33 protein-coding genes and 1 rRNA gene are annotated in these 18,572 nt (G+C 32.1%); all 34 read left to right on the forward strand.

Annotation, left to right across the window (positions count from 1 at the left end):
• Positions 1-5 precede the first annotated feature (5 nt).
• A complete protein-coding gene (gene rplV / locus IC218_RS20805) occupies positions 6-341 on the forward strand; it encodes a 50S ribosomal protein L22 (protein ID WP_009887891.1) in 336 nt (111 codons plus the stop codon).
• Between the two features lie 22 nt (positions 342-363).
• Positions 364-1,197 (forward strand): 30S ribosomal protein S3, encoded by an 834-nt coding sequence (gene rpsC, locus IC218_RS20810; RefSeq protein ID WP_227483637.1) that lies wholly within the window; start codon positions 364-366, stop codon positions 1,195-1,197.
• A gap of 35 nt (positions 1,198-1,232) precedes the next feature.
• On the forward strand, positions 1,233-1,664 hold the full coding sequence (gene rplP, locus IC218_RS20815; protein WP_003421160.1) for a 50S ribosomal protein L16: 432 nt from the start codon (positions 1,233-1,235) through the stop codon (positions 1,662-1,664).
• Between the two features lies 1 nt (position 1,665).
• Entirely contained in the window at positions 1,666-1,869 is a 204-nt protein-coding gene (gene rpmC / locus IC218_RS20820; RefSeq protein WP_003421158.1) for a 50S ribosomal protein L29, read from the forward strand.
• A gap of 23 nt (positions 1,870-1,892) precedes the next feature.
• Positions 1,893-2,147 (forward strand): 30S ribosomal protein S17, encoded by a 255-nt coding sequence (rpsQ, locus tag IC218_RS20825; protein ID WP_003421156.1) that lies wholly within the window; start codon positions 1,893-1,895, stop codon positions 2,145-2,147.
• Between the two features lie 25 nt (positions 2,148-2,172).
• Positions 2,173-2,541, forward strand: coding sequence for a 50S ribosomal protein L14 (rplN, locus tag IC218_RS20830; protein WP_003421155.1), 369 nt, complete (start codon positions 2,173-2,175; stop codon positions 2,539-2,541).
• A 23-nt stretch (positions 2,542-2,564) separates the two neighbouring features.
• Entirely contained in the window at positions 2,565-2,870 is a 306-nt protein-coding gene (gene rplX / locus IC218_RS20835) for a 50S ribosomal protein L24 (protein WP_227437031.1), read from the forward strand.
• Between the two features lie 29 nt (positions 2,871-2,899).
• The gene (gene rplE / locus IC218_RS20840) at positions 2,900-3,442 is read left to right on the forward strand and encodes a 50S ribosomal protein L5 (protein ID WP_003421151.1); all 543 of its coding nucleotides are present in this window, start codon (positions 2,900-2,902) and stop codon (positions 3,440-3,442) included.
• Between the two features lie 17 nt (positions 3,443-3,459).
• On the forward strand, positions 3,460-3,645 hold the full coding sequence (locus tag IC218_RS20845) for a type Z 30S ribosomal protein S14 (RefSeq protein WP_003421149.1): 186 nt from the start codon (positions 3,460-3,462) through the stop codon (positions 3,643-3,645).
• 32 nt (positions 3,646-3,677) lie between these two features.
• Complete coding sequence (gene rpsH, locus IC218_RS20850; protein ID WP_003421148.1) at positions 3,678-4,076, forward strand: 30S ribosomal protein S8; 399 nt, start codon at positions 3,678-3,680, stop codon at positions 4,074-4,076.
• 30 nt (positions 4,077-4,106) lie between these two features.
• Complete coding sequence (gene rplF, locus IC218_RS20855) at positions 4,107-4,649, forward strand: 50S ribosomal protein L6 (RefSeq protein ID WP_003435668.1); 543 nt, start codon at positions 4,107-4,109, stop codon at positions 4,647-4,649.
• Between the two features lie 35 nt (positions 4,650-4,684).
• On the forward strand, positions 4,685-5,053 hold the full coding sequence (gene rplR, locus IC218_RS20860; protein WP_227437023.1) for a 50S ribosomal protein L18: 369 nt from the start codon (positions 4,685-4,687) through the stop codon (positions 5,051-5,053).
• A gap of 20 nt (positions 5,054-5,073) precedes the next feature.
• Positions 5,074-5,583 carry a 30S ribosomal protein S5 gene (gene rpsE / locus IC218_RS20865; protein WP_227437021.1) on the forward strand — a complete coding sequence of 170 codons (510 nt, stop codon included), beginning with the start codon at positions 5,074-5,076 and terminating at the stop codon, positions 5,581-5,583.
• A 14-nt stretch (positions 5,584-5,597) separates the two neighbouring features.
• Positions 5,598-5,783, forward strand: coding sequence for a 50S ribosomal protein L30 (rpmD, locus tag IC218_RS20870; RefSeq protein ID WP_227437019.1), 186 nt, complete (start codon positions 5,598-5,600; stop codon positions 5,781-5,783).
• Positions 5,784-5,815: 32 nt separating this feature from the next.
• Positions 5,816-6,259, forward strand: a complete 444-nt coding sequence (rplO, locus tag IC218_RS20875; RefSeq protein ID WP_003421135.1) for a 50S ribosomal protein L15 — start codon at positions 5,816-5,818, stop codon at positions 6,257-6,259.
• 43 nt (positions 6,260-6,302) lie between these two features.
• Positions 6,303-7,571 carry a preprotein translocase subunit SecY gene (secY, locus tag IC218_RS20880; RefSeq protein WP_227437017.1) on the forward strand — a complete coding sequence of 423 codons (1,269 nt, stop codon included), beginning with the start codon at positions 6,303-6,305 and terminating at the stop codon, positions 7,569-7,571.
• 16 nt (positions 7,572-7,587) lie between these two features.
• A complete protein-coding gene (locus tag IC218_RS20885; protein ID WP_227437015.1) occupies positions 7,588-8,238 on the forward strand; it encodes an adenylate kinase in 651 nt (216 codons plus the stop codon).
• Complete coding sequence (map, locus tag IC218_RS20890) at positions 8,239-8,985, forward strand: type I methionyl aminopeptidase (protein WP_227437013.1); 747 nt, start codon at positions 8,239-8,241, stop codon at positions 8,983-8,985.
• 21 nt (positions 8,986-9,006) lie between these two features.
• Positions 9,007-9,276: a KOW domain-containing protein gene (locus IC218_RS20895; RefSeq protein ID WP_227437012.1), complete on the forward strand. Its 270-nt coding sequence runs from the start codon at positions 9,007-9,009 to the stop codon at positions 9,274-9,276.
• Between the two features lie 37 nt (positions 9,277-9,313).
• Complete coding sequence (gene infA, locus IC218_RS20900; RefSeq protein ID WP_003421127.1) at positions 9,314-9,532, forward strand: translation initiation factor IF-1; 219 nt, start codon at positions 9,314-9,316, stop codon at positions 9,530-9,532.
• A 35-nt stretch (positions 9,533-9,567) separates the two neighbouring features.
• On the forward strand, positions 9,568-9,681 hold the full coding sequence (gene rpmJ / locus IC218_RS20905; protein ID WP_002509257.1) for a 50S ribosomal protein L36: 114 nt from the start codon (positions 9,568-9,570) through the stop codon (positions 9,679-9,681).
• Positions 9,682-9,833: 152 nt separating this feature from the next.
• On the forward strand, positions 9,834-10,205 hold the full coding sequence (rpsM, locus tag IC218_RS20910; protein ID WP_227437009.1) for a 30S ribosomal protein S13: 372 nt from the start codon (positions 9,834-9,836) through the stop codon (positions 10,203-10,205).
• Between the two features lie 35 nt (positions 10,206-10,240).
• The gene (gene rpsK, locus IC218_RS20915; RefSeq protein WP_227437007.1) at positions 10,241-10,639 is read left to right on the forward strand and encodes a 30S ribosomal protein S11; all 399 of its coding nucleotides are present in this window, start codon (positions 10,241-10,243) and stop codon (positions 10,637-10,639) included.
• Positions 10,640-10,671: 32 nt separating this feature from the next.
• Positions 10,672-11,295 (forward strand): 30S ribosomal protein S4, encoded by a 624-nt coding sequence (rpsD, locus tag IC218_RS20920; RefSeq protein ID WP_227437005.1) that lies wholly within the window; start codon positions 10,672-10,674, stop codon positions 11,293-11,295.
• 77 nt (positions 11,296-11,372) lie between these two features.
• Positions 11,373-12,320, forward strand: a complete 948-nt coding sequence (locus tag IC218_RS20925) for a DNA-directed RNA polymerase subunit alpha (RefSeq protein ID WP_227437003.1) — start codon at positions 11,373-11,375, stop codon at positions 12,318-12,320.
• Positions 12,321-12,340: 20 nt separating this feature from the next.
• The gene (gene rplQ, locus IC218_RS20930) at positions 12,341-12,682 is read left to right on the forward strand and encodes a 50S ribosomal protein L17 (protein WP_003421117.1); all 342 of its coding nucleotides are present in this window, start codon (positions 12,341-12,343) and stop codon (positions 12,680-12,682) included.
• 119 nt (positions 12,683-12,801) lie between these two features.
• Positions 12,802-13,635: an energy-coupling factor transporter ATPase gene (locus IC218_RS20935; RefSeq protein WP_227825412.1), complete on the forward strand. Its 834-nt coding sequence runs from the start codon at positions 12,802-12,804 to the stop codon at positions 13,633-13,635.
• Positions 13,623-14,489 (forward strand): energy-coupling factor transporter ATPase, encoded by an 867-nt coding sequence (locus IC218_RS20940; RefSeq protein WP_227436999.1) that lies wholly within the window; start codon positions 13,623-13,625, stop codon positions 14,487-14,489. The genes IC218_RS20935 and IC218_RS20940 overlap by 13 nt, the downstream gene beginning before the upstream one ends.
• Positions 14,483-15,286: an energy-coupling factor transporter transmembrane component T family protein gene (locus tag IC218_RS20945; protein WP_227436997.1), complete on the forward strand. Its 804-nt coding sequence runs from the start codon at positions 14,483-14,485 to the stop codon at positions 15,284-15,286. Before IC218_RS20940 ends, IC218_RS20945 begins: the two co-directional genes overlap by 7 nt.
• A 25-nt stretch (positions 15,287-15,311) precedes the next feature.
• On the forward strand, positions 15,312-16,043 hold the full coding sequence (truA, locus tag IC218_RS20950) for a tRNA pseudouridine(38-40) synthase TruA (protein WP_227825413.1): 732 nt from the start codon (positions 15,312-15,314) through the stop codon (positions 16,041-16,043).
• 119 nt (positions 16,044-16,162) lie between these two features.
• Positions 16,163-16,594, forward strand: a complete 432-nt coding sequence (rplM, locus tag IC218_RS20955) for a 50S ribosomal protein L13 (RefSeq protein ID WP_227436993.1) — start codon at positions 16,163-16,165, stop codon at positions 16,592-16,594.
• A 28-nt stretch (positions 16,595-16,622) separates the two neighbouring features.
• The gene (gene rpsI, locus IC218_RS20960) at positions 16,623-17,015 is read left to right on the forward strand and encodes a 30S ribosomal protein S9 (RefSeq protein ID WP_003421105.1); all 393 of its coding nucleotides are present in this window, start codon (positions 16,623-16,625) and stop codon (positions 17,013-17,015) included.
• Between the two features lie 505 nt (positions 17,016-17,520).
• Positions 17,521-18,225 carry an N-acetylmuramoyl-L-alanine amidase CwlD gene (gene cwlD, locus IC218_RS20965; protein WP_227436991.1) on the forward strand — a complete coding sequence of 235 codons (705 nt, stop codon included), beginning with the start codon at positions 17,521-17,523 and terminating at the stop codon, positions 18,223-18,225.
• Positions 18,226-18,509: 284 nt separating this feature from the next.
• Positions 18,510-18,572: ribosomal RNA gene (locus IC218_RS20970) — 16S ribosomal RNA — on the forward strand; the annotation flags it as partial.

Consider the following 18,572-nt stretch of genomic DNA (forward strand, 5'->3'; position numbering starts at 1 on the left):
TAACAATGGAAGCAAAAGCTACTGCTAAATATGTACGTGTATCACCAAGAAAAGCAGGCCAAATCTGTGACCTTGTTAGAGGAAAGAATGTTGATGAAGCATTAGCGATATTAAAGTTCACTCCAAGAGGAGCAGCTTCAATAATAGCTAAAGTTGTAAAGTCAGCTAAAGCTAACGCAGAAAACAATCACGAAATGGATACTGAAAAATTATATATAGCATCAATAGTTGCTAATCAAGGGCCAACAATGAAGAGATTCATGCCTAGAGCTATGGGTCGTGCAACTACAATAAGAAAAAGAACTTCTCATATAGAGGTTGTTGTGAAAGAAAAAAAATAATTAATAGATAGGAGGGAAAGTAATGGGTCAAAAGGTTAATCCACACGGCTTAAGGGTCGGTGTTATAAAAGATTGGGACTCAAGATGGTTCGCTACTGATAAAAAAGAGTTCGGAAACTTATTATTAGAAGACCATAATATACGTAAATTCTTAAAGAAAAGATTATACTCAGCTGGAGTTGCTAGAATAGAAATAGAAAGATCAGCTAATAAAATAAAAATGGACTTACATGTTGCTAAGCCAGGAGTAGTTATAGGAAGAGCTGGTGCTGGAATCGAAGCATTAAAAGTTGAATTAGAAAAAATGACAAAGAAAAGTATAATAGTTAACATAGTAGAAGTAAGAAGTACTGATAAAAATGCTCAATTAGTAGCTGAAAATATAGCTTTAGCTATAGAAAGAAGGGTTGCTTTCAGAAGAGCAATGAAACAAGCTATACAAAGAGCAATGAAATCTGGTGCTAAAGGGATAAAAGTTTCTGCTTCAGGAAGATTAGGTGGAGCTGAAATGGCTAGAACTGAAGGTTATAGTGAAGGAAATGTGCCACTACAAACTTTAAGAGCAGATATAGATTATGGTTTCGCTGAAGCTGATACTACTTATGGAAAAATAGGTATAAAAGTTTGGATATGTAATGGTGAAGTTTTACCAACTAGAGATGGTGTAAATCCAAGAGAAGAAAGCAGAAAGAGCGACAGAAGAGACAACAAGAGAGATAACAGAAGAAACGATAGAAGAGGAAATGATAGAAGAGGAAACGATAACAGAGGAAACTACAGAGGACAAAAACCTCAAGGTGGACAAAGACCTCAAGGTGGATCAAGACCTCAAAGAACTGAAAACAAAGGAAATTAATAATAGTTAGGTTCAAGGAAGGAGGAAAAATACTCATGTTAATGCCAAAAAGAGTAAAGCGTCGTAGAGTTCATAGAGGAAGTATGGCTGGGCAAGCTCATAAAGGTAACAAAGTTACTTATGGTGAGTTTGGATTAGTAGCTTTAGAAGCTTCTTGGATAACTTCTAATCAAATAGAAGCTGCCAGAATCGCGATGACTAGATATATAAAAAGAGGGGGAAAGGTTTGGATAAAAATATTCCCTCATAAACCAGTAACAAGAAAACCAGCAGAAACTCGTATGGGTGCAGGGAAAGGTTCTCCAGAATATTGGGTAGCTGTAGTTAAGCCAGGAAGAGTTATGTTTGAATTAGCAGGTGTTTCTGAAGATAAAGCAAGAGAAGCTATGAGACTTGCTGCACATAAATTACCAATCAAATGTAAATTTGTTAAAAAAGAAGATTTAGAAGTAAAGGGTGGTGAATAGGATGAAAGCTAAAGAATTAAGAGATTTAACAAGCGAAGAGCTAATGAACAAATTAAACGACTTCAAAAGTGAATTATTTAGCTTAAGATTCCAATTAGCTACTGGTCAATTAGAAAATACAGCTAGAATAAAGTTTGTTAAGAAGGATATAGCAAAAGTTAAAACTGTTCTTGCTGAAAGAAAGTTATACGAAACTAGAGCTTAATTTGGAAAGGAGGCTTTTTAAACATGGAAAGAGGAAGAAGAAAAGTTAGAATAGGCCGTGTTGTTAGTGATAAGATGGATAAAACAATAGTAGTAGCTGTTGAAGAGTTCGTACGTCATCCACTATATAATAAACGTGTTAAGAGAACTAAGAAATTTAAGGCTCATGATGAAAAGAATATATGTAACATCGGAGATAGAGTTAAAATAATGGAAACTAGACCTTTATCTAAAGATAAGAGATTCAGACTAGTTGAAGTTGTTGAGAAAGTTAAGTAGTTTTTGAAGAAGGAGGGATTACGATATGATACAACAAGAATCACGTCTAAGAGTTGCTGATAACTCAGGAGCTAAAGAACTTTTATGTATACGTGTTCTAGGCGGAAGTAAAAGAAGATATGGTAACATAGGCGACGTTATAGTTGCTACTGTTAAAAGTGCAACACCTGGTGGAGTTGTAAAAAAAGGTAAGGTTGTTAAAGCTGTTATAGTAAGAAGCAAACAAGGCGTAAGACGTAATGACGGAAGCTATATATCTTTTGATGAAAATGCTGCTGTTATAATAAAGGACGATAAAACTCCAGTAGGAACTCGTATATTCGGGCCTGTTGCTAGAGAGTTAAGAGACAATGAATTCATGAAAATAGTTTCTCTTGCTCCAGAAGTACTATAATTAAGGAGGTGCAATAGGACATGATGCGTGTTAAAAAAGGTGACACTGTTGTAGTTATAGCAGGTAAAGATAAAGGTAAAAAAGGTTCAGTTTTAAAGGTATACCCTAAAGCTGATAAAGTATTAGTTGAAGGTGTAAATGTAATAACTAAACATCAAAAACCAAGTGCTATGAACCAACAAGGTGGAATAATAAACAAAGAAGCCCCAATACACATATCTAATGTAATGCCATTTGATCCTGAAACAGGAAAAGGCGTTAGAGTAAGATATGAAGTAAAAGATGGCACAAAAGTAAGAGTATCAGCAAAGAGCGGAAAAGAATTATAATAAATATTGCTTGAAAGGAGGGACCTTAAATGGCTTCTAGATTACAAGAAAAATACATGAAAGAAGTTGCTCCTGCTTTAATGGAGAAATTTGGATATAAAAACGTAATGGAGATACCTAAGTTAAACAAAATAGTTATTAACATGGGTATAGGTGACGCTAGAGAAAATCCAAAAGGATTAGAAAAAGGCGTTGAAGAATTAGAAATAATATCAGGACAAAAGCCTGTTATAACTAAAGCTAGAAAATCTGTTGCTAACTTCAAACTAAGAGAAGGAATGCCAATAGGAACAAAAGTTACATTAAGAGCTGACAAAATGTTCTACTTTATGGACAAATTAGTATCAGTTTCTTTACCAAGAGTTAGAGACTTTAGAGGTGTTAACCCTAATGCTTTTGATGGTAGAGGAAACTATGCTTTAGGAGTTAAAGAACAATTAATATTCCCTGAAATAGAATATGATAAAATTGATAAAGTAAGAGGAATGGATATAATATTCGTTACTACAGCAAAAACTGACGAAGAAGCTCGTGAATTATTAAAATTATTAGGAATGCCATTTTCTAAGTAAGCAAAGGAGGGATTCCCGTGGCTAGAAAAGCGATGGTTGTTAAACAACAAAGAAAGCAAAAGTACGCTACTAGAGAATACACTAGATGTACTATATGCGGAAGACCGCATTCAGTTTTGAAAAAATTTGGTATATGCCGTATATGCTTTAGAGAATTAGCTTATAAAGGTCAAATACCTGGTGTTAGAAAAGCAAGCTGGTAGAAGCTTGATTAGAATGGAAGGAGGGCTACAAAATGACAATGACAGATCCAATTGCAGATATGCTTACTCGTATAAGAAATGCTAATGTTGTTAAGCATGAAACTGTAGATGTTCCAGCTTCTAATATGAAGAAAGAGTTAGCTAGAATCTTATTAGAAGAAGGTTTCATAAGAGGTTATGATGTTATAGAAGATGGAAAACAAGGTATCATAAGAATACAATTAAAGTACGGACAAGAAGGCGAAAGAGTTATCACAGGTCTTAAGAAAATATCTAAGCCTGGAATGAGAGTTTACGCTGCTAACCACGAAATACCAAAAGTATTAAATGGATTAGGAATATCAGTAATATCTACTTCAAAAGGAATATTAACTGACAAGCAAGCTAGAAAAGAAAATGTTGGTGGAGAAGTAATCTGCTACGTTTGGTAATTAATATGAACAATGTAAGGAGGTGCGACCATGTCAAGAATAGGTGTTAAGCCAATAATAATACCAGCAGGTGTTGAAGTTACTATAGCTGAAGGAAATTTAGTTACAGTAAAAGGTCCAAAGGGAACTTTAACTAAACAATTAAGTGCTGAGTTAAATATAAAAAAAGAAGAAAATACAATAATGGTTGAAAGACCAACTGATAATAAAAAACACAGATCTTTACACGGATTAACTAGAACTTTATTAGATAATATGGTTGTAGGTGTAAATACTGGTTTCGAAAAGAAATTAGAACTAAAAGGTGTTGGATACAGAGCTCAAAAACAAGGGAAAAAATTAGTTATGAACTTAGGTTTCTCTCATCCAGTTGAAATGGAAGATCCAGAAGGAATAACTGTTGAAGCTCCAAACCAAACTGAGTTAATAGTAAAAGGTATAGACAAGCAATTAGTAGGAAACTATGCTGCTAAAATAAGAGCTTGGAGAAAGCCAGAGCCATACAAAGGTAAAGGTATAAAATACGTTGATGAAGTAATCAGACGTAAAGAAGGAAAAACTGGTAAAAAATAATACCAAAACTTAAACGCTAGAAAGGAGTGAGCTAGGTGTTAAAAAAGGCTGATAAAAATGCTAATAGACTTCAAAGACATAAGAGAGTTCGTAGAAAAATAAGCGGTACTGCTCAAAGACCAAGATTATGTGTATTTAGAAGTGCTAACAATATATATGCTCAAATAATAGATGACACAAACAGAGTAACTCTAGTTGCTGCATCTTCTTTAGAAGCAGAAGTTAAGAGTGCTGTTAATCATACAGGAAATAAGGAAGCAGCTAAGAAAGTTGGAGAATTAGTTGCTAAAAAAGCTGTTGAAAAAGGAATCACTGAAGTTGTATTTGACAGAGGTGGATACTTATATCATGGAAGAATTCAAGAATTAGCTGAAAGTGCTAGAGAAGCTGGTCTTAAGTTCTAATACGAAGGAGGGAAAAATACATGCTACGTCGTAAGCCGATAGATGCAGGACAACTTGACTTACAAGAAAAAGTTGTTGAAGTAAGACGTGTTACTAAGGTTGTAAAAGGTGGTAGAAACTTCAGATTTGCAGCGTTAGTAGTTGTTGGAGATGAAAACGGACACGTTGGTATAGGTGCTGGGAAAGCAATGGAAGTACCAGATGCTATAAAAAAAGCAGTTGAAGATGCTAAGAAAAATCTAATAGTAGTGCCAATGGTTGGGACTACAATTCCTCACGAAGTACGCGGACACTTTGGTGCTGGAAATATATTAATAATGCCTGCTGTAGAAGGTACAGGAGTAATAGCTGGGGGACCTGCTAGAGCCGTACTTGAGTTAGCTGGACTAAAAGACGTTAGAGCTAAATCTTTAGGATCTAACAATCCAAGAAATATGGTAAATGCTACAATAGAAGGACTTAATTCTCTAAAAACAGTTGAAGATATAGCTAAACTTAGAGGTAAAAAAGTTGAAGAACTTCTAGGGTAAGGAGGTAGTGTAAAATGGCTAAATTACAAATAAAATTAGTTAGAAGTGTTATAGGAACTACTCCTAACCAAAAAAAGAATGTTGAAGCGTTAGGATTAAGAAAAAGAGAACAAGTTATTGTAAAAGAAGACAATGCTCAAGTAAGAGGTATGATAAAAAAAGTAAGTCATTTATTAGAAGTAACTGAAATAGCTGAATAATTTTTAAAAAGTAGTGCAAGGAGGTGCAATCCATGAAGTTACATGAGTTAAAACCTGCTGAAGGTGCAGTAAGAGCTAAGAGAAGATTAGGTAGAGGTACTGCAACTGGACAAGGTAAAACTGCAGGACGTGGACAAAAAGGTCAATGGTCTCGTTCTGGTGGTGGAGTAAGAGTAGGGTTCGAAGGTGGACAAATGCCACTAGCTAGAAGACTTCCTAAGAGAGGTTTCAATAACATATTTAAGAAAGTTTACACAGAAGTTAATGTTGAAGTTTTAAACAGATTTGAAAATGGAACAGAAATAACTGCAGAATTATTAAAATCTACTAAAACTATAAGCAAAATAGGTAAAGATGGAATTAAAATCTTAGGTGAAGGTAATTTAGAAAAAGCTTTAACTGTTAAAGCTGCTAAATTTACAGCTTCAGCTCAAGAAAAAATAGAAAAAGCTGGTGGAAAAGCAGAGTTAGTATAATAACCTGCTAATCTCCTAGCCAGTACAGGCGGGGTGAATTAGCGTGCTGTCAAAATTAAAACAAGCTTGGAAGATTAAAGCAGTAAGAAAAAAAGTAATGTATACACTTATGATGATCGTGATATTCAGAATAGGTACTACAATACCAGTTCCAGGTATAGACACTAGTATTATACAAAAGATGGTAGGCGGCAATAGTCTACTTTCTCTGTATAATATGTTTACTGGTGGAGCATTTAGTAACTTTTCACTATTTGCTTTGGGTATAAGTCCATATATTACTGCATCAATCATAATACAGCTTCTAACAGTAGGTTTTGAAAGTTTAGCAGAACTTCAAAAATCTGGTGAAGAAGGAAAGAAAAAAATCAATAAGTACACTAAATATACAGCACTAGCTCTAGCAGTTGTACAAGCTTTGGGAATTACATTAGGAATTGTAAGAAGTGCTTTAATATCAAATAGTGTGTTTTTTATCACAACTGTTGTAATAACATTAGTTTCAGCAAGTATGTTAGTAATGTGGATTGGGGACAAAATTACCGAAAAAGGAATTGGTAATGGTAGTTCAGTAATAATATTTGCAGGTATTATATCAAGAATACCAACAGATGTTATTAAAATCGCACAACAAGTTAAATCTGGTCAAGTTGCACCTTGGGTAATAATACTTCTAATTGTAGTTATATTACTTACAGTTACAGGGGTTACATTTATACAAGAAGCGACTAGAAAGATACCTGTACAATATGCTAAAAGAGTTGTTGGAAGAAAAATGTATGGAGGACAAAGTTCTCATATACCAATGAAAGTTAACCAATCAGGAGTTATGCCTATAATTTTTGCTAGTTCACTTTTAGCTTTTCCACAAACAATAGCTATGTTTATGGGGGCAGATGCTCAAGCTTTTGTTCAAAAATACTTAAGTATGGCAACAGAACAAGGATTTTGGACATACAGATCAATTGAAATTCTACTTATAATTTTCTTCTCATATTTTTATACAACTGTATCATTCAATACAGAAGATATATCTAAAAATATGAAAAATAATGGTGGATTTATACCAGGTATTAGACCAGGTGAACCTACTATGGATTATTTAAATAGAATCTTAACAAGATTAACTTTAGCTGGAGCTACTTTCTTAGCAATAATTGCTATGGTACCAGCTCTTACAACACATTATATGAATGTCAATATGAGTCTAGCTGGAACTTCATTGCTAATCGTTGTTGGGGTTGCTTTGGAGCTTAAGAGACAGTTAGAGTCAAACTTAGTTATGAGAAGCTATCAAGGTTTCTTAAAATAAAATGGAGATGGATAATATGAGAATAATATTACTTGGACCTCCAGGTGCTGGTAAAGGTACTCAGGCGGCAGGAATAGTAGAAAAATACAATATACCTCATATATCAACAGGAGATATATTCAGAAAGAATATAAAAGAGGGAACAGAACTTGGAAAAAAAGCTAAAGAATACATGGACCAAGGTTTATTAGTACCAGATGAGTTAACTGTAGGTTTAGTTACTGATAGAATATCTCAAGAAGACTGTAAAAATGGATTTATGTTAGATGGATTTCCAAGAAATGTAGCACAAGGTGAGCATTTAGATGTATTCTTAAAAAATGCTGGTATAGTACTGGATAAAGTTGTCAATATTGAAGTTGATAAGAGCATATTAGTATCTAGAGCAGTTGGTAGAAGAATATGCAAGTCTTGTGGAGCTACTTATCATGTTGAGTTTAATCCTCCTAAAGTAAAAGGTGTATGTGATGTATGCCAAGGAGAATTGTATCAAAGAGCTGATGATAATGAAGAAACTGTATCTAAGAGAATACAAGTTTATCTAGATGAAACTAAGCCTTTAGTAGATTATTATAGCAAACAAGGTATAATAGCTGATATAAAAGGTGACCAAGCAATAGATAAAGTATTTGAAGATATTGTTGCAGCTTTAGGAAGTGGAAAATAAATGATTATCTTGAAATCAAAGAAAGAAATAGAACTTTTAAGAGAAGCAGGCAAAATTGTTGCTGATACTCATGAAGTTTTAAGAAAAGCTATTTCTCCGGGAATATCTACTTTAGAATTAGATAAAATAGCTGAAGAGAATATAAGAAAATACAATGCTGAACCTTCTTTTAAAGGATATGGAGGTTTTCCAGGAAGTATATGTGCTTCTATCAATAGAGAAGTTGTACATGGAATTCCAGGTGAGACTCTATTAAAGGAAGGAGACATTGTAAGCTTAGATATAGGAGCCTATTATAAAGGATATCATGGTGATTCTGCGAAAACTCATGGAGTAGGCATGATATCTGAAGAAGATAGGAAATTAATAGAAGTAACTAGAGAAAGCTTCTATGAAGGAATAAAATTTGCTAAATTAGGATATAGACTTTCGGATATCTCACACGCAGTACAAACACACGTTGAGAAACATGGTTTCTCAGTAGTTAGGGATTTGGTAGGACATGGAGTTGGAGCAAATCTTCATGAAGATCCACAGGTACCTAATTATGGACTCCCAGGAAAAGGACCAAGACTTAGAGAAGGAATGGTTATTGCTATAGAGCCAATGGTTAATGCAGGTCGTTATCATGTAAAGACTCTATCAGATGGGTGGACGACTGTTACAATAGATGGAAAAAAATCAGCTCATTATGAGCATACGATAGCAATTACTGAACATGAACCTTTGATATTGACAAAGTTGTAAATTAAGAAGTAGGTGAAAAAAGTGCTATCAGATAATTTAAGTATAGGTCAAGTTGTTAAGGTTTCATTAGGTCGAGATCAAGGAAATTTATTTTTCGTAGTCAAGATAATTAATAATGAATATGTATTAATAGCTGATGGAAAGAAAAGAAAACTTGACAAACCTAAGTTAAAGAAAGTTAAGCACTTAAAAAAATATAATTTTATTAATGATGAAGTTAGAAAAAGAGTAGTATCTGGACAAGAGATTACAGATTCTTTTTTAAGAGCTGAACTTACTAAGTTAAATTAGATAATTTAACTTATTGAAATGGAGGGCTGGTTAGTTAATGGCCAAAAAAGATGTTATAGAATTAGAAGGTACAGTTTCAGAAGCTTTACCTAATGCTATGTTTAAAGTTAAACTAGAAAATGGACATGAGATATTATGCCACATTTCTGGAAAGCTAAGAATGAACTTCATAAGAATTCTTGAAGGTGATAAGGTGAATGTTGAACTTTCTCCATATGACCTTACAAGAGGAAGAATCACTTGGCGTAAGAAGTAGACTATCTTGATATTTAGTCTAAGGAGGGATTAATAATGAAAGTTAGACCATCAGTAAAACCAATATGTGAAAAATGCAAAGTAATAAAAAGAAAAGGAAAAGTAATGGTTATCTGTGAAAATCCAAAGCATAAGCAAAAACAAGGATAAGAAATTATTACTAGTATTTTGTTAAATTTTATAGTATAATACTATATTGTGATGTTAACAAAAGAACGTTAAAATCGTTGAACAATCTGACGTAGGATTGATATATGATATGAAGTTTTAAACACTAAAAACTATGTGTAGGAGGTGCGATCATGGCAAGAATAGCTGGGGTAGATTTACCTAGAGAAAAAAGAGCGGAGATAGGCTTAACTTATATATATGGTATAGGTAAAGCAACTGCTAACGAAATATTAGCTAAAGCTGAGATAAATCCAGATACAAGAATAAAAGATTTATCAGAAGATCAAGTTAATGAGTTAAGAAAAGTTATAGATGACGATTTCTTAGTTGAAGGTGACTTAAGAAGAGAAATTGCTTTAAACATAAAGAGATTAAGAGATATAAAATGTTATAGAGGAATTAGACATGGTAAAGGTCTTCCATTAAGAGGACAAAGAACTAAAACTAATGCTAGAACTAGAAAAGGTCCTAGAAAAACAGTATCTCGTAAAAAGAAAAAATAATTAAATAATAATTAGATGAAGGAGGGAAAAGGAAAATGGCTAAACCAAAAAAGAAAGTTACACGTGTTAGAAGAAGAGAACGTAAAAATATAGAACGTGGTCATGCTCATATACAGTCAACTTTCAACAATACAATAATAACTTTAACTGACGTTCATGGAAATGCTATATCTTGGGCAAGTTCAGGACAATTAGGATTCAAAGGGTCAAGAAAATCAACTCCATTTGCATCTCAAATGGCTGCTGAAACAGCTGCAAAAGCTGCGATGGAACACGGATTAAAAAGTGTTGAGGTATTCGTAAAGGGGCCAGGTTCAGGAAGAGAAGCTGCTATAAGAGCTTTACAAGCAACTGGACTAGAAGTAACTATGATAAAAGATGTTACTCCAATCCCACATAACGGATGTAGACCACCAAAGAGAAGAAGAGTGTAATTAATAAGAGTACAAATAGGAGGTGTAGATAAATGGCAAGATATACAGGTGCATCATGTAGACAATGCCGTAGAGAGGGAATGAAATTATTCCTTAAAGGTGATAGATGTTATACAGATAAATGTGCTATAGTTAAAAGAAACTATGCTCCAGGTCAACATGGCCAAGGGAGAAAGAAAGTTTCTAACTATGGATTACAATTAAGAGAAAAACAAAAAGTTAAAAGAATATATGGAGTTTTAGAAACTCAATTTAGAAACTTATACGAACGTGCTGAAAACATGCCTGGAAAATCAGGTGAGAATTTATTAAGTTTATTAGAGAGAAGATTAGACAATGTAGTTTACAGAATGGGACTAGCATCTTCTAGAAAAGAAGCTAGACAATTAGTAACTCATGGTCATTTCACTTTAAATGGAAATAAAGTAGATATAGCTTCATTAACAGTTAAAGTTGGAGATGTGATAGAAGTTAAAGAAAAATCAAGATCTTCTGCAAAATTCAAAAATTTAGTAGAAGTTAACTCAAGAATAGCTCCTAAATGGTTAGAAGCTAATGTAGAAGGAATGACAGCAAAAGTAGTTGGTGTTCCAACAAGAGAAGATATAGATCTTGAAATAGCAGAGCACTTAATCATAGAACTTTACTCTAAATAATAAGCACACTTTTAAAAATTATTTTAAAATTTTGTTTACCCTCAGTGGATTACTGAATTTTAAGGAGGGTTTTGTCCATGATAGAAATAGAAAAGCCAAAAGTAGATATAGTTGAGCTTAGCGAAGACTATAGATATGGTAAGTTTGTTATAGAACCTCTAGAAAGAGGATATGGAATAACTATAGGTAACGCACTAAGAAGAATATTATTATCATCTTTACCAGGTGTAGCAGTAAATGCTATAAAAATAGATGGAGTTCTTCATGAATTCTCTACAATACCTGGTGTTAAAGAAGATGTTACAGAGATAATATTAACTTTAAAAGAGCTTTCAGCAACTATAGATGGTGAAGGAAGTAGAACACTTAAAATAGAGGCTCAAGGACCATGCTCTATCACAGGTTCAGATATAATCTGTCCTCCAGATGTTGAAATATTAAGCAAAGACTTAGCAATAGCTACATTAGATGATAATGCCAAGTTTAATATGGAAATATTTGTAGATAAAGGTAGAGGTTATGTTTCTGCTGAAGAAAATAAAACAGAGAATGTTCCAATAGGTGTTTTACCTGTGGATTCAATATATACTCCTGTTGAGAAAGTTAGTTATCATGTAGAAAACACAAGAGTTGGTCAAAAAACAGATTATGATAAATTAGTACTAGAAGTTTGGACTAATGGTAGTATAAACCCTCAAGAAGGTATATCATTAGCTGCAAAAGTATTAGTTGAGCATTTAAATCTATTTATAGACTTAACTGAACATGTAAGTAGTGTTGAAATCATGGTAGAAAAAGAAGAAGATCAAAAAGAAAAAGTTCTTGAAATGACTATAGAAGAATTAGATTTATCAGTTAGATCATACAACTGTTTAAAGAGAGCGGGAATTAATACAGTTGAAGAATTAGCTAATAAGTCTGAAGACGATATGATGAAGGTTAGAAACCTAGGTAAAAAGTCATTAGAAGAAGTAATACAAAAACTAGAGGAACTTGGGCTAGGATTAAAACCAAGTGAAGAATAGCGAGCAAAGGAGGGATAAGAATGGCTAAGTACCGTAAATTAGGACGTGAAACAGCTCACAGAAACCTTATGTTAAGAAACTTAGTAACTTGTTTACTAAGAAGTGGAAGAATAGAAACTACAGTAACTAGAGCTAAAGAAACTCGTAGAATGGCTGAAAAGATGATAACTCTTGCTAAAAGAGGAGATCTTCATGCTAGAAGACAAGTTTTAGCTTATGTTATGGATGAAACAGTAGTTAATAACTTATTCACAGATTTAGCTCCAAAATATGCTGAGAGAAATGGTGGATACACTAGAATAATAAAAATAGGGCCAAGAAAAGGCGATGCTGCTGAAATGGCTTTTATAGAATTAGTATAGTAAGGAAAGGATTAGGCTTGATGGCTTAATCTTTTTTTTATTTTTTTGACTAAGGTGTGATATAATAATGTGTAAAATGATTTTTATAAGTTATTGCTTACTAAAAGGAGTATGAATTAATGGATAATATAATAAAAGTAAACAATATTTCATTTGAGTATATTACAGATGAAGCAAAACTTAAAGCAATAGATAATTTAAGCTTAGATGTTAAAAAGGGAGAATTTGTTGCGATAATAGGACATAATGGTTCTGGCAAGTCTACTTTATCTAAAAACTTAAATGCTATTCTTATGCCTACAGAAGGAAATATTCTCATTGATGGAATGGACACCAAAGAAGAAGAAAGATTATGGGATATAAGGCAAACAGCAGGTATGGTATTTCAAAACCCAGATAATCAAATTGTTGCCACAATAGTAGAAGAAGATGTAGCTTTTGGTCCTGAAAACTTAGGTATAGAGCCAAAAGAGATAAGACGAATTGTAGAAGAGTCTTTAAAAAGTGTAGGTATGTATGATTTGAGAGGTAGACAACCGCATTTGTTATCAGGTGGCCAAAAACAGAGGGTTGCAATAGCAGGCATAATTGCCATGAGACCCAAGTGTATAATATTTGATGAAGCAACAGCGATGTTAGACCCATCTGGAAGAAAAGAAGTTATGAAAACAATAAAAAGGCTTAATAAAGAAGAAAATATAACTGTTTTACATATAACTCACTTTATGGAAGAAGCTGTAGAAGCTGATAGAGTTGTCGTTATGGAGAAAGGTAAGAAACTTTTAGAAGGGACTCCTAAAGAAGTATTTAGTAAAATAGAGATGTTAAAGGAAATCGGTTTAGATGTGCCTTGTATGACAGAGTTGTCTAGTTTATTAATAGAAGAAGGTATAAATATTAGTAGTGATATATTAACTGTGGATGAGATGGTGATGGAATTATGTCAATTATAGTAAAGAACTTAACACATATATATAATGAAGGGATGCCTTTTGCAAGTAAAGCACTTGATGATGTATCTTTTGAGATTAAAGATAGAGATTTTGTTGGACTTATAGGTCATACAGGTTCAGGAAAGTCTACATTGATACAACATCTAAATGGATTATTAAAACCTTCCTCAGGAGAGATTTTTATAAATGATTTTAACATAACAGATAAGAATTTAAACTTAACTGAGATAAGAAAAAGAGTAGGTGTTGTATTTCAATATCCAGAATATCAATTATTTGAAGAAACAATTGATAAGGATATAGCTTTTGGACCCGCTAATTTAGGTTTAGAAGAGGTTGAGATACATAATAGGGTAAAAGCATCGATGGAAGCTGTAGGACTTGACTATGAGGAATTTAAAGATAAATCTCCATTTGAATTATCAGGAGGTCAAAAGCGTAGAGTTGCAATAGCTGGAGTTATAGCAATGAACCCAGAAGTACTTATATTAGATGAACCAACTGCAGGTCTTGATCCTGGTGGAAGAGATGAAATTTTTAATTTAATAAAAAACTTACATGAAAAAAACAATATGACTATAATATTGTCATCACATAGTATGGATGATATGGCAAAGTTGGCACAAACGTTAATTGTTATGAATCATGGTAAAATAGAATTTATGGGTACTCCTAGAGATGTATTTAAATCGAATGCTATTAAATTAAAAGAAATTGGTTTAGATATTCCACAGGTTTTAGAGCTTGCATTGAAATTAAGAGAACAAGGTTTTGACATTAGTGAAGACATATTGACTTTAGAAGAAGCAAAACAGGAAATATTAAGAGTTGTGAGAGGGCGAGGATTATGTTAAAAGATATAACTATAGGGCAATACTACCCAACAAGTTCTGCTATTCATAAATTAGATCCAAGGATAAAACTTGTAGCAACAATTGTATTTATGGTATCTATATTTGTAGTAAATAAATTTTGGCCTTATATGATAGTTTTATTATGTTTATTAGGTATGATAAAGTTAGCTAATATACCTGTTAAGTATATTGTTAAGGGTGTAAAACCTCTTAAGTGGATTATTTTATTTACATTTATTATAAATATATTTTTCTTACCAGGTGATGAGATATGGTCATTTGGATTTTTAACAATAACAAGTCAAGGCTTGAGACAAGCAATTTTTATGGCAATAAGACTTATATTTTTAGTAATTGGGACATCATTACTTACTTTAACAACTTCACCAATAGAATTGACAGATGGTATAGAGCGATTATTGAATCCCTTTAAGAAAATTGGTTTACCAGTTCATGAGCTTGCAATGATGATGACAATTGCTTTGCGCTTTATTCCTACATTATTAGACGAAACAGATAAAATAATGAAGGCTCAAATGTCTAGAGGTGCAGACTTTGAAAGTAAAAATCTTATAAATAGAGCTAAAAATCTAGTACCTCTTTTAGTTCCACTATTTGTTAGTGCATTTAGAAGAGCTGATGAATTGGCTATGGCCATGGAAGCTAGATGTTATAGAGGTGGACACAATAGAACAAAAATGAGGGAGTCTGTTATAGTAAAAGCAGATTATATAGCATGTGTGTTTCAAGTTATTTATTTAGGATTAATCATAGCTACTAGATTTATAGCGATTTAATAGAAGCATATAGGTGAGGTAAAATATGAGAAATATAAAGATTACAATCCAATATGATGGTAGAAATTATTGTGGATGGCAGAAGCAACCAGATTCTCTAGGGATACAAGGTACAATTGAAAAGGCTATATATGAGATAATGAATGAAGAAGTTAAACTTATAGGCTCAGGTAGAACTGATTCAGGGGTTCATGCTCTTGCACAAACTGCAAATTTTAAAATTAGTTCAAGTATAAGTATAGAAAGTGTACCAATGGCACTAAATGCTAAATTACCAAAAGACATATCAGTTATAGAAGCATGTGAAGTTAATGATGACTTTCATTCAAGATATAGTGCAAAAGGAAAAACATATAAATATTTAATATATAACAGTAAGTTTAGACACCCAATACTTAACAGCATATCATATCAAGTAAAGTATGAACTTGATTTTGAAAAAATGTGTATAGAATCAAAAAGTCTATTGGGTACACATGATTTTAAAGGTTTTATGAGTTCTGGTTCATCTGTAAAAGATACAATACGAACAATATATGATATAAATATAAAAAAAACAGATGATTTGATTACTTTAGAAATTAGTGGAGATGGGTTCTTATATAATATGGTGAGAATTATTGTTGGAACACTTGTTGATATAGGACGTGGTAGAATTAATGAATCATTTTTAGATATAATAGAATCTAAAAACAGATCAAGATGTGGACATACAGCTCCAGCACAAGGATTATTTCTTAAAAAAGTTCATTATTAACTTGACACACCAGGCTACATGTATTAAAATATATGAGAATGTGTTAATAAGTCCACTTGCCCCGGACTTGACATAAACGGTAAAAAATTTTTATGAAAAGTAGTTAAGGAGGGACAGTTATGAAAAGTTATATAGCTAAGCCAGCTGATGTACAAAGAAAATGGTACTTAGTTGATGCTGAAGGAAAAACATTAGGTCGTATAGCAACAGAAATTGCAACAGTATTGAGAGGTAAACATAAACCAACATTTACTCCTCACGTTGATGGTGGAGATTTTGTTGTTGTAGTAAATGCAGAAAAAGTAGTTTTAAGTGGAAAAAAATTAGATCAAAAATATTACAGATACCACACTGGTTATGTAGGTGGATTAAAAGAAATATCTTATAGAGATATGATGGATAAAAAACCAGAAGAAGTTATAGCACATGCTGTAAATGGTATGTTACCTAAAAACAAATTAAGAAGTAGAATGATGACTAGATTAAGAGTATTTGCAGGTGCTGAGCACACTCATGCAGCTCAAAATCCAGAAGTTTTAAACTTTAAATAAGATTAATAGGTGAAAGGAGGAGTTTATAATGGCTAACGTTCAATATTATGGAACTGGAAGAAGAAAAAGTTCTGTTGCTAGAGTAAGACTAGTTGCAGGTGAAGGAAATATATTAGTAAATGGAAGAGCATTAGAAAATTATTTTAACTATGAAACATTAATAAGAGATGTTAAACAACCATTAGTTTTAACTGGTAATGAAAATAAATATGATGTTATAGTAAAAGTTGAAGGTGGAGGATTCACTGGACAAGCTGGAGCTATAAGACATGGTATATCTAGAGCTTTATTAAAAGCTGATTTAGATTTAAGACCTGCTTTAAAGAAAGAAGGTTTCTTAACTAGAGATGCTAGAATGAAGGAAAGAAAGAAATACGGATTAAAAGCAGCAAGAAGAGCTCCACAATTCTCAAAAAGATAATTATTTATCTTTTTGGAAAAGCAAAATCCTTTATTTTCTGTTATCCAGAAAATATGGAAGCATGTTGAAATGTTGGGTTTAAGTTAATGATTGATATACAATAAAATAATAAGATATCTTATTAGGATGTTTTTCTATTGAAAAACATCCTTTTTATTGTAATAAAAGATTATATGTTAAAGTTATTGAGATTATAGTTCTATTGAGAAATGGATAAAGAAATTTACAGTAAATATAATTAAAAATTTTACATTTTATAAGTAATAGAATTTAGGTTATTAAATAATATAATTCATAATGTAAATTGTCATAATTTATTATACCTGTTATACGATACTAATTAAAAATGGGAATTTAGAGTATATGTGAATATAGCATACTTATGTAATCATATATTAATATTAAAAAATAGAGATAGATAAATACTAAAGTGAAATTTAAATGTTTGTACTAATATTTGGAATATTATAGTGTTTTTATAAGTATACATATACAGGGTGATGTTGTGAGAAAGTACATAAAACATATAATTTTTAGTTTTGTTATGGTATGTCTAGTAATAGTATCAATATTTGAAGTAAAAAATATTTCTGAAGATGTTATTAAATATATGCCAATAACAAATAAAACAATAATTCTAGATGCTGGTCATGGAGGTATTGACCCAGGCGCATTAAACAAGGATAAGAGCACATCTGAGAAAGATATCAACTTAGCAATAACACTTAAGCTTAGAGAGCTTATAGAATCAAGTGGAGGTCTTGTAATATTAACTAGAGAAGATGACAGTAGCCTCTATAAAGAAGAAAATAATAAAACAACAAGACAAAAATATAATGAGAACTTGAAAAATAGAAAAGAAATAATCTCTAATTCCAATGCTAATATGTTTGTATCCATACATCTAAATGCATTCGAACAATCTAAATACTATGGAGCTCAGACATTTTATCCTAAAGATAAGCAAGATAGCAAGGAATTATCAAAGTGTATTCAAGAAGAACTTAAAAGAGTAGTAGATAAAACAAATAACAGAGAAGTTAAGCCACGAGATGACATATACCTTTTGAAAGAAAATAATATTCCATCAGTATTAATAGAATGTGGTTTTCTATCAAATGAAAAAGAATGTAAACTTTTGACAGATGAAACATATCAAGAAAAGATAGCATGGGCAATATACATAGGTATACAGAAATATCTAAGTTGAAATAATTATAAAAATAAGTCTAAATATGTAAATAGCTTGTATTGAGGTGTTTAAAAATGCACTAATATAAGCTATTTTTGTTTTGACAAAAAAATAATTAAAATAAAAGTTAAAAAAGCGTTGACTTGGAATAACATAGATGGTATTATATATGAGTGCCCAAAAGGAGCACAAAAATAAGACAAAAGAACTTTGAAAATTAAACAGTAGGTTAATTTATAAACAAGAAACAAACCATAAAGCCAGATATTTAGATAACAATAGTATCTGAGCCTGATAAACTTTTATTTGAGAGTTTGATCCTGGCTCAGGATGAACGCTGGCGGCGTGCCTAACACATGCAAGTT

It is taken from the genome of Clostridioides sp. ES-S-0005-03, assembly GCF_020658455.1.
Classification (GTDB): domain Bacteria; phylum Bacillota; class Clostridia; order Peptostreptococcales; family Peptostreptococcaceae; genus Clostridioides.

What these genes read in the sequence shown, in the direction of transcription:
- rpmD (WP_227437019.1), top strand. Translation starts at nt 5,598, where the DNA reads ATGGCTAAATTACAAATAAAATTAGTTAGAAGTGTTATAGGAACTACT.
- rpsM (WP_227437009.1), top strand. Translation starts at nt 9,834, where the DNA reads ATGGCAAGAATAGCTGGGGTAGATTTACCTAGAGAAAAAAGAGCGGAG.
- rplE (WP_003421151.1), top strand. Translation starts at nt 2,900, where the DNA reads ATGGCTTCTAGATTACAAGAAAAATACATGAAAGAAGTTGCTCCTGCT.
- rpmJ (WP_002509257.1), top strand. Translation starts at nt 9,568, where the DNA reads ATGAAAGTTAGACCATCAGTAAAACCAATATGTGAAAAATGCAAAGTA.
- rpsC (WP_227483637.1), top strand. Translation starts at nt 364, where the DNA reads ATGGGTCAAAAGGTTAATCCACACGGCTTAAGGGTCGGTGTTATAAAA.
- rplX (WP_227437031.1), top strand. Translation starts at nt 2,565, where the DNA reads ATGCGTGTTAAAAAAGGTGACACTGTTGTAGTTATAGCAGGTAAAGAT.
- rplP (WP_003421160.1), top strand. Translation starts at nt 1,233, where the DNA reads ATGTTAATGCCAAAAAGAGTAAAGCGTCGTAGAGTTCATAGAGGAAGT.
- IC218_RS20885 (WP_227437015.1), top strand. Translation starts at nt 7,588, where the DNA reads ATGAGAATAATATTACTTGGACCTCCAGGTGCTGGTAAAGGTACTCAG.
- map (WP_227437013.1), top strand. Translation starts at nt 8,239, where the DNA reads ATGATTATCTTGAAATCAAAGAAAGAAATAGAACTTTTAAGAGAAGCA.
- IC218_RS20945 (WP_227436997.1), top strand. Translation starts at nt 14,483, where the DNA reads ATGTTAAAAGATATAACTATAGGGCAATACTACCCAACAAGTTCTGCT.
- infA (WP_003421127.1), top strand. Translation starts at nt 9,314, where the DNA reads ATGGCCAAAAAAGATGTTATAGAATTAGAAGGTACAGTTTCAGAAGCT.
- IC218_RS20935 (WP_227825412.1), top strand. Translation starts at nt 12,802, where the DNA reads ATGGATAATATAATAAAAGTAAACAATATTTCATTTGAGTATATTACA.
- IC218_RS20940 (WP_227436999.1), top strand. Translation starts at nt 13,623, where the DNA reads ATGTCAATTATAGTAAAGAACTTAACACATATATATAATGAAGGGATG.
- rpmC (WP_003421158.1), top strand. Translation starts at nt 1,666, where the DNA reads ATGAAAGCTAAAGAATTAAGAGATTTAACAAGCGAAGAGCTAATGAAC.
- truA (WP_227825413.1), top strand. Translation starts at nt 15,312, where the DNA reads ATGAGAAATATAAAGATTACAATCCAATATGATGGTAGAAATTATTGT.
- rplF (WP_003435668.1), top strand. Translation starts at nt 4,107, where the DNA reads ATGTCAAGAATAGGTGTTAAGCCAATAATAATACCAGCAGGTGTTGAA.
- rpsE (WP_227437021.1), top strand. Translation starts at nt 5,074, where the DNA reads ATGCTACGTCGTAAGCCGATAGATGCAGGACAACTTGACTTACAAGAA.
- IC218_RS20925 (WP_227437003.1), top strand. Translation starts at nt 11,373, where the DNA reads ATGATAGAAATAGAAAAGCCAAAAGTAGATATAGTTGAGCTTAGCGAA.
- rplO (WP_003421135.1), top strand. Translation starts at nt 5,816, where the DNA reads ATGAAGTTACATGAGTTAAAACCTGCTGAAGGTGCAGTAAGAGCTAAG.
- rpsQ (WP_003421156.1), top strand. Translation starts at nt 1,893, where the DNA reads ATGGAAAGAGGAAGAAGAAAAGTTAGAATAGGCCGTGTTGTTAGTGAT.
- rplQ (WP_003421117.1), top strand. Translation starts at nt 12,341, where the DNA reads ATGGCTAAGTACCGTAAATTAGGACGTGAAACAGCTCACAGAAACCTT.
- rplN (WP_003421155.1), top strand. Translation starts at nt 2,173, where the DNA reads ATGATACAACAAGAATCACGTCTAAGAGTTGCTGATAACTCAGGAGCT.
- rpsI (WP_003421105.1), top strand. Translation starts at nt 16,623, where the DNA reads ATGGCTAACGTTCAATATTATGGAACTGGAAGAAGAAAAAGTTCTGTT.
- rplV (WP_009887891.1), top strand. Translation starts at nt 6, where the DNA reads ATGGAAGCAAAAGCTACTGCTAAATATGTACGTGTATCACCAAGAAAA.
- rplM (WP_227436993.1), top strand. Translation starts at nt 16,163, where the DNA reads ATGAAAAGTTATATAGCTAAGCCAGCTGATGTACAAAGAAAATGGTAC.
- rpsD (WP_227437005.1), top strand. Translation starts at nt 10,672, where the DNA reads ATGGCAAGATATACAGGTGCATCATGTAGACAATGCCGTAGAGAGGGA.
- rpsK (WP_227437007.1), top strand. Translation starts at nt 10,241, where the DNA reads ATGGCTAAACCAAAAAAGAAAGTTACACGTGTTAGAAGAAGAGAACGT.
- rpsH (WP_003421148.1), top strand. Translation starts at nt 3,678, where the DNA reads ATGACAATGACAGATCCAATTGCAGATATGCTTACTCGTATAAGAAAT.